The sequence below is a fragment of the Haloarcula rubra genome (assembly GCF_019599465.1).
Taxonomy (GTDB): domain Archaea; phylum Halobacteriota; class Halobacteria; order Halobacteriales; family Haloarculaceae; genus Haloarcula; species Haloarcula rubra.
The window spans coordinates 20036-28535 of sequence record NZ_RKLR01000023.1 but is presented as its reverse complement, the minus strand read 5'-3'; the positions used below and the strand labels follow the sequence as shown (position 1 = coordinate 28535).

At 68.8% G+C, this 8500-nt stretch carries 12 protein-coding genes and 1 pseudogene; 8 read left to right on the top strand and 5 right to left on the bottom strand.

The genetic code is table 11. The features are described 5' to 3' along the window. A pseudogene (locus EGH21_RS23355) lies at positions 1–114 on the top strand (IS630 family transposase); the annotation flags it as partial. 66 nt (positions 115–180) lie between these two features. Here the strand turns inward: EGH21_RS23355 and EGH21_RS23350 are convergent. Next, positions 181–552: a 30S ribosomal protein S8e gene (locus EGH21_RS23350; protein WP_166971502.1), complete on the bottom strand. Its 372-nt coding sequence runs from the start codon at positions 550–552 to the stop codon at positions 181–183. 176 nt (positions 553–728) lie between these two features. Between EGH21_RS23350 and EGH21_RS23345 the strand changes: the two genes are divergently transcribed. Continuing rightward, positions 729–1169, top strand: a complete 441-nt coding sequence (locus tag EGH21_RS23345; RefSeq protein WP_220620810.1) for a DUF2240 family protein — start codon at positions 729–731, stop codon at positions 1167–1169. After that, positions 1169–1522 (top strand): DUF7993 family protein, encoded by a 354-nt coding sequence (locus EGH21_RS23340; RefSeq protein WP_220620809.1) that lies wholly within the window; start codon positions 1169–1171, stop codon positions 1520–1522. The genes EGH21_RS23345 and EGH21_RS23340 overlap by 1 nt, the downstream gene beginning before the upstream one ends. On the opposite strand, the gene EGH21_RS23335 is transcribed toward EGH21_RS23340, so the two are convergent. Next, positions 1523–2005 carry a hypothetical protein gene (locus tag EGH21_RS23335; protein ID WP_220620808.1) on the bottom strand — a complete coding sequence of 161 codons (483 nt, stop codon included), beginning with the start codon at positions 2003–2005 and terminating at the stop codon, positions 1523–1525. A gap of 123 nt (positions 2006–2128) precedes the next feature. On the opposite strand from EGH21_RS23335, the gene pyrF reads away from it, so the two are divergent. Next, a complete protein-coding gene (pyrF, locus tag EGH21_RS23330) occupies positions 2129–2959 on the top strand; it encodes an orotidine-5'-phosphate decarboxylase (protein WP_220620807.1) in 831 nt (276 codons plus the stop codon). Between the two features lies 1 nt (position 2960). On the opposite strand, the gene EGH21_RS23325 is transcribed toward pyrF, so the two are convergent. Further along, positions 2961–3161 carry a hypothetical protein gene (locus EGH21_RS23325; RefSeq protein ID WP_220620806.1) on the bottom strand — a complete coding sequence of 67 codons (201 nt, stop codon included), beginning with the start codon at positions 3159–3161 and terminating at the stop codon, positions 2961–2963. A gap of 83 nt (positions 3162–3244) precedes the next feature. Here EGH21_RS23325 and EGH21_RS23320 point away from each other — a divergent pair, with 83 nt between their 5' ends. From EGH21_RS23320 to EGH21_RS23305, 4 genes are all read left to right on the top strand, one after another. Next, complete coding sequence (locus tag EGH21_RS23320) at positions 3245–3799, top strand: J domain-containing protein (RefSeq protein ID WP_220620805.1); 555 nt, start codon at positions 3245–3247, stop codon at positions 3797–3799. 96 nt (positions 3800–3895) lie between these two features. After that, positions 3896–4576, top strand: coding sequence for a phosphoglycolate phosphatase (locus tag EGH21_RS23315; RefSeq protein ID WP_220620804.1), 681 nt, complete (start codon positions 3896–3898; stop codon positions 4574–4576). 196 nt (positions 4577–4772) lie between these two features. Continuing rightward, a complete protein-coding gene (locus EGH21_RS23310) occupies positions 4773–6410 on the top strand; it encodes a GTPBP1 family GTP-binding protein (RefSeq protein WP_220620803.1) in 1638 nt (545 codons plus the stop codon). A 47-nt stretch (positions 6411–6457) separates the two neighbouring features. Beyond that, entirely contained in the window at positions 6458–7072 is a 615-nt protein-coding gene (locus EGH21_RS23305) for an NAD(P)-dependent oxidoreductase (RefSeq protein ID WP_220620802.1), read from the top strand. 7 nt (positions 7073–7079) lie between these two features. Here EGH21_RS23305 and EGH21_RS23300 read toward each other — a convergent pair whose 3' ends face one another. Then, positions 7080–7556, bottom strand: coding sequence for a double winged helix-containing putative transcriptional regulator (locus EGH21_RS23300; protein ID WP_220620801.1), 477 nt, complete (start codon positions 7554–7556; stop codon positions 7080–7082). Beyond that, complete coding sequence (mch, locus tag EGH21_RS23295; RefSeq protein ID WP_220620800.1) at positions 7556–8488, bottom strand: methenyltetrahydromethanopterin cyclohydrolase; 933 nt, start codon at positions 8486–8488, stop codon at positions 7556–7558. Before mch ends, EGH21_RS23300 begins: the two co-directional genes overlap by 1 nt. Between the last annotated feature and the right edge of the window lie 12 nt (positions 8489–8500).

The window sequence follows — 8500 nt, the reverse complement described above, 5'->3', positions numbered from 1 at the left end:
CAACTGCAAAAGGCTCTTAGCAACCGTTTCTTTGACTCGCTCGACGAGCTAACAGCAGCGATCGACGCCGCTCTCGACAAACTCTCTGTTCCTAAAGTGAGTAATTACTTCTAGTGTCTACTATAGATAGACCGGGCGCTAAGGAGGCTCTGACGTGTGTAGAACCGTCGCGAGAACGAGTTACTCGACGAGAACGGCGTTGACCTGTCCGTCCTGCCCGGGACGGGAGGTGACGCGGGCCTCGCCCTCGGAGGTCTCGACGATGGCACCCTTCGTGATGATGTTTCGGCGAGCGTAGTTCGGGTTCGACGGGTTCTCGACGACGTTCTCGATGGTCGCCTCGACCGTCTCGGCGCCGTCGGCGACGCTCGCGACGTCGGTCGTGACCGCACGGACCTTCTGGGTGTTGCCGCGGGAGTCGACGACCTTCAGTTTCTGGTCGCCGACCTGCGTCTCCGTCGGCTCACGGCCGAGTTCGTGCTTCTTCTTCTTGTGGTTCGGGCGTCGTCGACCGCCTGTGCGCTTGCGAGGGGAGCGTCCCTGGTCTTTCATACCCGATTCATGACCCAGCGGCTACTTGAAGCGTTCGATGCCGGGCCGGAGTGTGCCGGGACGTGAGGGCCCCTCTGGCACGCCTGTGGTTCGACCGGCTGACCGCGCACCGACCGACGCGTCCGGTAGCGGTGTAACCGTAATCGTTACCCGGGGGCGAGACGGTTGCCCGAACGATGAGTCTGAAGACGGCCGTCGCCGCGCCGTTCCGACAGCGCGGGACCGACCGGATGGCCGAGAGCGAGTTCGTCGTCGCCCTGTCGCTCGACCGGAACTGGTTCTCGCCGGACCAGGCGAAGTCGCTGGTCGACGTCGCCGCAAGCGAGGGCCTCGTCGAACGCGAGGCCGACGCCCTCGTCGTCACGTTCGACGCCGGGAGCGTCGAGATTCCGGACGGGTTCTCGCCCGGCGAGGAAGTCCTCCAGTCCCGGTCGACGTTCGAGCGCGTGCTAGACGCCGTCGTCGAGAGCGGCGTGGAGAAACAGACGGCCGTCGCCGGCATCAACTCGTTGCAGTCGGACCTCGGCGTGACGCTGGAGGCCGCGGCGGTCGTCTACGCCCGCAGCGAAGGTGTCGCCGTCGAGAGCATCGCCGTCGAGGCGCGGGAGGAGGTCTGATGGTCGAGGACCGCATCACCGACGGGAAACGCATCGGTCAGCTACTCGCCTCGGAGGTGACGGGACTCGAACGAGGGGCACTCGGGACGCTGTCGGTGGTCGACGCCGACCCGGACGTAGCGCCGACGGCCGAGGGCGCGTTCGCGTTCGGTATCGAGGCCGACGGCACCCGACTCGGCGAGGTCCACGTCACGCCCGAGACGGCACGGCTGACGCTCTCCGAGTCGGTCGCCGTCGACGTCGGTCGCGAGGACGTGACCGTCGAGAAGTCGGGGAGCGACACCGTCGTCGTCGCACACAGCGGCGCGGCGGTCAAGGCGCTGGTCGACGTACTCGCCGACCGACTCGGGTAGTCAGGTCGACCCCGGTTCGGCCAGCGTCTCGGCCGTCCACGCGATGAACCCGGTGAGCACCAGCGCCGACCCGACGAACGTCATCGTCGCGGCCGTCGCGAGCACCACGACCGTGAGTCCGAGCGGAGAGCCGACCGCCATCACTATCGGGGCGAGCGTGATACAGAGCGTGCCGACGGCGACGGCCTGCCGCTGTTTGGTCGAGAGGTCGACGCCGATGTGGAACCACGAGTCGGACGCGGGTTCTCGTGCCGCGAGGCCGAGGCAGAACAGCGGGACCCCGACGAAGACGAGCGTGGCTGCGACGGCGTTCGACCAGAACGCCGACGTCCCGGACGTGGGGGTCAGCGACAGTAGCGCACCGACGACGAGCAATCCCGCGCCGCCGACGAGTCCGAACGGCCGTAGCCGAGGGTCCTCGAGTGCGTGCCGCAGGTTCGGGAGCGTCTCCGCGACGTGCCCGACATCGAGGGAACGGTCCATAGCACCCGTTTCGCCCGAGGTATCAAATAGACTCGGGGTCTGATTCTCAAAGTTGATTCTCGGTCGAACCGACCACGGCGACAGAGGGAAACGCTTGTGTCCGTCGGCGGCGGCCCGCTACCTATGAACTTCTTCGACCGTCTCCACGACCGCATCGTGGCGGCCGACAGCGTCGTCTCCGTCGGACTTGACCCGGACCCGGCCCGTCTCCCCGAGGTCGTGCGGGACGCCGACCTCCCGCGCTGGCAGTTCAACCGCCGCATCATCGACGCGACCCACGAACACGCCGCCTGTTACAAACCCAACGCGGCGTTCTACGAGGACCCCGACGGCTGGCGGGCGCTCCGAGAGACTATCGCATACGCCCACGGCAAGGACGTCCCGGTCCTGCTGGACGCCAAACGGGGCGACATCGGGAACACCGCGCGCCAGTACGCGACGATACTGGACGAGGATCACGGCCCCGCCGCCGACGCCATCACGGTCAACCCGTTCCTCGGCCGGGACTCGCTGGAACCGTTCCTCCAGCACGAGGAGAAGGGCGTGTTCGTCCTCGGGCGCACCTCGAACCCCGGCGGCGCCGACCTGCAGGACCTCGAACTGGCCTCCGGCGAGAAGCTGTACGAACGGGTCGTCCATCTGGCGGACCTCTGGAACGACAACGGGAACGTCGGCCTCGTCGTCGGGGCAACCGCGCCGGAGGAACTGGAGGAGATACGCGAACTCGTCCCCGACATCCCGTTCCTCGTCCCCGGCGTCGGCGCGCAGGGCGGCGACGCGGAGGCGGCCGTCGAGTACGGACTCGCCGACGGCGTCGGTCTGGTGAACTCCTCGCGCGGTATCATCTTCGCCGGCGAGGATAGCGAGGCCCGAGGCGGGTCCCCCGAGCAGTTCTTCGAGGCGGCCGGCCAGTCGGCGAAGCGACTCGAGACGCGGCTCAACCAGTTCCGCTAGGTCAGAACCGGTAGGTGTCGACGCCGTCGGGCAGGTTCTCGGGGTCGGTCCGCTCGCCCGGTTTCCCGACCTCGACGCTACACTCGACGCACAGCCCAGAGGCCTCGTCCCAGTGGCGGTCACAGACGAGTCGCCCGCAACGGTCACAGCCGTGGTCGACGTCGGGCCGGTCACACAGGTCACAGAGCCCGGAGACGCTCATGCGACGTTCTAGCACGCTCGGCGTATTGAACGCTTGGGGCGACAGGCGAGACGCTTACGGTCCTGTGGACCGAACCACGATTCGTGCAGTACGACCGGCTCGTCACGGGTGTCGCCGCGGTGTTCGCGGTACTGACAGCGGTGCTGACGGTGGTGGGGATACTGGTGAACCCGGCCGTGCTCTTTCTGGCCCTGATGTTCGCCGTCTCCACGTACCTCATGTACTACCACCTGAGCGGGAAGATGGCTGCCGACCTCTACGAGCGAGTCGAACGCCGCGCCGCAACCCAGTCTCGCGAGCGCCGTCGGGGCGGGTTCGGCGCCGGACCGCGCGAGGAGTGGACTCCGCCGAGGGACGGTCGGCGGGCGGACGGCTTCGGGAGACGCGCCCAGCAGGCCCGACAGCAGCAACGGCGGCGACAGGCCCGGCAGCGACAGCGTGGGCCCGTGGGTCCGTCGAACGGGCCGACCCCCTCGGAGGCGTACGACCGCCTCGGTCTCGACCCCGGCGCCGACGAACAGGCGGTCAAGCAGGCCTACCGCGAACGCGTCAAGGAGGTCCACCCCGACACGGACAGCGGGAGCGAAGCCGAGTTCAAGCGCGTCAAAGCGGCCTACGAGACGCTGACCGACGACTGATGTGGGTCGTCACTGGCGTCGGGTGAGAACCACTGGTAGTGACACACCGACCCGTCGTATCGCAACGGCCAAACCGGTCCAGCCGCCAGTACGTGTATGTCCGAGACGCCGCCGTTACTCGTCGACATCGACGGGACGCTCACCGACGCGTCCCGCGCCGTCGACCCGCGCGTGTTTCCCGTGTTGCGCGAGTGGCCCGAACCCGTCGTCGTCGCGACGGGGAAGGCGATGCCTTACCCCATCGCCCTCTGTGAGTTCCTCGGTATCGAGCGTGCCGTCGTCGCGGAGAACGGCGGCGTCGTGTTCGTCGAAGCGACCGACGAACTCCAGTTGCGCGGCGACCACGAGGCGAGCCTCGCCGTCGCCGAGGCCTACCGCGAACTGGGACACGAACTCGGCTTCGGGACCGTCGACCTCGCGAACCGCTGGCGCGAGACGGAACTCGTCGTCAGCCTCGACCAGCCGCTGGAACCGCTCGAACGGCTGGCCGAGGAGGCCGGTCTCGTCGTCCTCGACACGGGGTTCGCCTACCACGTCACCGACCCGAGCGTGGACAAGGGGACGGGGCTGGAGGCCATCTGTGCGGAACTGGAGGTCGCCCCGTCGTCGTTCCTCGCCGTCGGCGACTCGGAGAACGACGCGGAGGCGTTCGACGTGGCTGGCGAGGCCGTCGCCGTCGCGAACGCGGACGAGACGGCGAAGGCCCGCGCCGACCGGGTGACCGAGGCCCGGTACGCCGACGGCTTCCTCGAAGCGGTGGCCCCCTACCGGCCGTAGGAGCGGGCACACGACTGGCCGCCCGCGCCGCGAGGCTCGTGCGGCGAGTCTGCGCACGACCCCCCGTCGTCCCGTTCTGGTGCGTCGACGCTCGGCGGCGCTACTGTGAGAGACAGACTCGTTCACAGCCGAAAACACCGGTAAGCAGGCCCAAACCCGGGGAAGGCTTTTATCTCGGCCTCCGTTACGGACTCTCATGAGCCCCGACCGGGCTGTCCTCCGGCGCGCGCTGGAGCGCGGCGAACAGGAGGGCGGCAGCGTCGAGTTCAAGGAACGGCTCACCGAGGACCTGCATCTCTCGGAGGGTCGGCTCGAATCCCTGACGGCGCAACTCCGCCACCGCGTCCTCTCGGGCGACGGTGAAGCGACCTACGTCGTCGGCGTCACCGACGACGGCGGCCTCGCCGGCATCGCTCCCGAAGCGTTCTCCGAGTCGATGGACGTGCTGAGTCTGCTGGCCGAGGAGGCCGGCGCCCACATCGAGGAGGTCCAGACGTGGGGCGTCGACGGCGTCTCGGACGCGGACTCGGACGGTGGAGGCGACGGCCCGGAAGGCATCGTCGGCGTCGCCACGGTCAGAGAGGGCGCCGTCCTCGAAGACGACGACCACATCGTCGTCGGCACCGCCGGTCACGTCGACCACGGCAAGTCCACGCTCGTCGGGTCGCTGGTGACCGGCGAGGCCGACGACGGCGAGGGCAACACGCGCGGGTTTCTCGACGTCCAGCCTCACGAGGTCGAACGCGGCCTCTCGGCGGACCTCTCCTACGGCGTCTACGGCTTCGACGACGAGGGGCCGGTCCGGATGGACAACCCGCATCGGAAAAGTGACCGCGCACGCGTTGTGGAGGAGTCGGACCGACTGGTGTCGTTCGTCGACACCGTCGGTCACGAACCGTGGCTCCGGACGACGATTCGCGGACTGGTCGGCCAGAAACTCGATTACGGCCTGCTTACCGTCGCCGCCGACGACGGCGTCACGGAGACGACTCGCGAACACCTGGGTATCTTGCTCGCGACGGACCTGCCGACCATCGTCGCCATCACCAAGACGGACCTCGTGGCCGAGGAGCGGGTGAGCGAGGTCGAACGGAGCGTCGAGCGAGCGCTCCGCGAGGTCGACAAGACACCGCTACGTGTCGAACGCCACGGCGTCGACGCCGCCATCGAGGAGATTTCGGAGACGGTCGTCCCCGTCGTGACGACGAGCGCCGTGACACAGGCGGGCATGGACACGCTGGACGCTATGTTCGAGGCGCTCCCGAAGACCGCCGGCGAAGTGGGCGAGTTCAGGATGTACGTCGACCGCACGTACAACGTCCAGGGGGTCGGTGCCGTCGCGTCCGGCACCATCAAGTCCGGCGAAGTGGAGGCCGGCGACGAACTCCTCCTCGGCCCGATGCAGGACGGGACCTTCCGTGAGGTGGAGGTCCGCTCCATCGAGATGCACTACTACCGGGTCGACGAGGCCAAAGCCGGTCGCATCGTCGGCATCGCGCTGAAGGGCGTCCGAGAGGCGGACGTCGAGCGCGGCATGGTGTTGCTCCCGCGGGACGCCGACCCGACGCCGGTCCGCGAGTTCGAGGCCGAGGTGATGGTGTTGAACCACCCGACCCGTATCGGCGACGGCTACGAACCCGTGGTCCATCTCGAGACCGTCAGCGAGGCCGCCGTCTTCCACCCCTCGGACGGCCAGTTGCTCCCCGGCGACGCCGGTGAGACCACCGTCGAGTTCAAGTTCAGACCGTATCTCGTCGAGGAGGGCCAGAAGTTCGTCTTCCGCGAGGGCCGGTCGAAGGGCGTCGGCACCGTCACCGACATCGTCACCGACTGAGCCCGTTAGGTACTATCTCTTTATCCGTCGACCAGGTATCGGTCGACATGGACATCCTCGTCTTCGGCGCGAGTGGTCGGGTCGGCCGGCGTATCTGTGACTACGCCAGCAACGACGGCCACGCCGTCACCGCGTTCGTCCGCGACACCGCGACGGCCCCGGCAGGGAGCAGGGTCGTCGAAGGTGACGTGACCGACGCCGAAGCGGTCGCGGCCGCCGTCCCGGGCCACGACGCCGTCTGTCTCGCTATCGGCCCGGACGAGGGTGAGACCCCGACAGTGTTATCGGTCGGTGTCGAGAACGTACTCGCAGCGATGGCGGCGAACGGCGTCGACCGCCTCGTCACCGTGGCTGCGGCCGGTATCCTGCAGGCGACGCCGAACCGACTCCGTCTCGACACGCCGGAGTTCCCCGACCACTTGCGGCAGATAGCGACGGCCCACCACGACGTCTACGAACGCCTGCAGGCGTCGACCGTCGACTGGACGCTCGTCTGTCCCCCGCAGATGCCCGAGGGGACGCCGACCAACCACTACCGGACGGCCGTCGACTACCTCCCGGACGGCGGGCAGTCGGTCTCGACGGGCGACGTGGCGGCGTTCCTCTACGAGACGCTCGTCGAGAACAGACACCGGCGCGAGCGCGTCGGTATCGCCTACTGAGCCGACGCTACGCCGCTTCGTACCCAGCGTCCGTTCGCCGACACAGTCCGAACGTCGTCGCCCACCCCAGCAGACGTTCGACTCTGCTGTGCCAGACGCGCTCCCAGTCGGCGTGACGTTCGCGCTCCCAGCGGGGAACCGCCGGCCGCACCGCGGCGAACACCTCGTCGACGGTGCGCGGGTCGCTACCGAGCGTATCGAGCACCTCGGCCGCGCCGAAGACGTTCTCCCGGAACGCCGTCGCCAGCGTCTCCTCGTCCAGTTCGGTCCGCGTGCGGTAGTACCCCCGGTCGCTCTCCGCGACGAGGCCGAGGGCCCGGAGGAAGGTCAGGTACTCGCGCGCCGTCTCGCGGTCCGGCACGTCGCTGGCCCGTCGGATGGCACGACAGCAGTCCGACTCGTCGTCCGGGACCAGCGGCACGGCCCCTCTCGCGTCGTTGAGGGCGGCCAGCGACCGCACCGGCGGGGCCACCTTGTAGCGCATCAGAGTCCGAAGCTCTCGGCCAGCACGTCCTCGTGGGTGTCGCCGACGACGTGCGTGTCGCCGCCGACGACGTCGACCGTGACCTGTGCCGGCGCGAACAGTTCGACGGGGAGGTCGGCGAAGTCCCAGTCGGCCGCCTCGAAGACCGCTTCCAGCGGTTCGCCGTACTCGCTGCCCGCGACGGAGGCCACCTCGTCGAACCGGTCGAACGACTCGTCGACGGTGAGGTGGACCTCGCCGCCGTAGGCCAGCGCGTCCGTCGTCCGGGCCATCGCCGTCGCCTCGTCGCCTGCCACAGGGGCGACGGGGGCGCGTGCGTTCGCCGAGAGCACCGAGACGGGGTCGAAGCCCAGTTCGGCCAGCCGGAAGACCGCCAGTTCGGCCGCGCGGGCGGCGGCGACGACGCTGCCGGTGACACTCGCCGACGAGAACGCCGGGAGGAACACCCCCGTCTCGGGGACGCCGGTGCGTTCGGCCACCTGTGCGGCGACGGCCTCGTCGGGCAGTTGGTCCGTCTCGACCGCCAGCACGGCGAAGTCGGCCTCCTCTCGGTAGCCGATGCGCTGGAACGCCTCCTCCTCGGCCACGAGCGCGCGGGCCGGGCCGCTCCCGAGGCCCTCGAAGCCGTCGGCCGAGAGCTCCCAGCCACCCTTCTGCGAGCACAGGAGGGCCAGCGCCGGGTGGTCCGTCGACAGTTCGACGTGGGTCAGCGGCGCGCCGGCGACGGTGTCCATCGTGGACTGGACCGTCGCGAGCCCCGCTGTCTGTATCTCGGCGAGGACCATCCCGGCCTCCACCGCGCCGGGAACGTCGACGCCGAAGTCCAGCACCGCGGCGTCGCCCGAGAGCGCGTGTACGTCTATCGTGAGTTCGTCGGCGAAGTCGATGGCCTCGTCGACGAGTTCCGTGGCCATCCGATTGAGACTGTCCATACGCGGTCTTTG

Coding starts and splice junctions, on each gene's coding strand:
- EGH21_RS23345 (WP_220620810.1), top strand. CDS start 729: ATGAGTCTGAAGACGGCCGTCGCCGCGCCGTTCCGACAGCGCGGGACC.
- pyrF (WP_220620807.1), top strand. CDS start 2,129: ATGAACTTCTTCGACCGTCTCCACGACCGCATCGTGGCGGCCGACAGC.
- EGH21_RS23350 (WP_166971502.1), bottom strand. CDS start 552: ATGAAAGACCAGGGACGCTCCCCTCGCAAGCGCACAGGCGGTCGACGA.
- EGH21_RS23335 (WP_220620808.1), bottom strand. CDS start 2,005: ATGGACCGTTCCCTCGATGTCGGGCACGTCGCGGAGACGCTCCCGAAC.
- mch (WP_220620800.1), bottom strand. CDS start 8,488: ATGGACAGTCTCAATCGGATGGCCACGGAACTCGTCGACGAGGCCATC.
- EGH21_RS23325 (WP_220620806.1), bottom strand. CDS start 3,161: ATGAGCGTCTCCGGGCTCTGTGACCTGTGTGACCGGCCCGACGTCGAC.
- EGH21_RS23305 (WP_220620802.1), top strand. CDS start 6,458: ATGGACATCCTCGTCTTCGGCGCGAGTGGTCGGGTCGGCCGGCGTATC.
- EGH21_RS23340 (WP_220620809.1), top strand. CDS start 1,169: ATGGTCGAGGACCGCATCACCGACGGGAAACGCATCGGTCAGCTACTC.
- EGH21_RS23315 (WP_220620804.1), top strand. CDS start 3,896: ATGTCCGAGACGCCGCCGTTACTCGTCGACATCGACGGGACGCTCACC.
- EGH21_RS23310 (WP_220620803.1), top strand. CDS start 4,773: ATGAGCCCCGACCGGGCTGTCCTCCGGCGCGCGCTGGAGCGCGGCGAA.
- EGH21_RS23300 (WP_220620801.1), bottom strand. CDS start 7,556: ATGCGCTACAAGGTGGCCCCGCCGGTGCGGTCGCTGGCCGCCCTCAAC.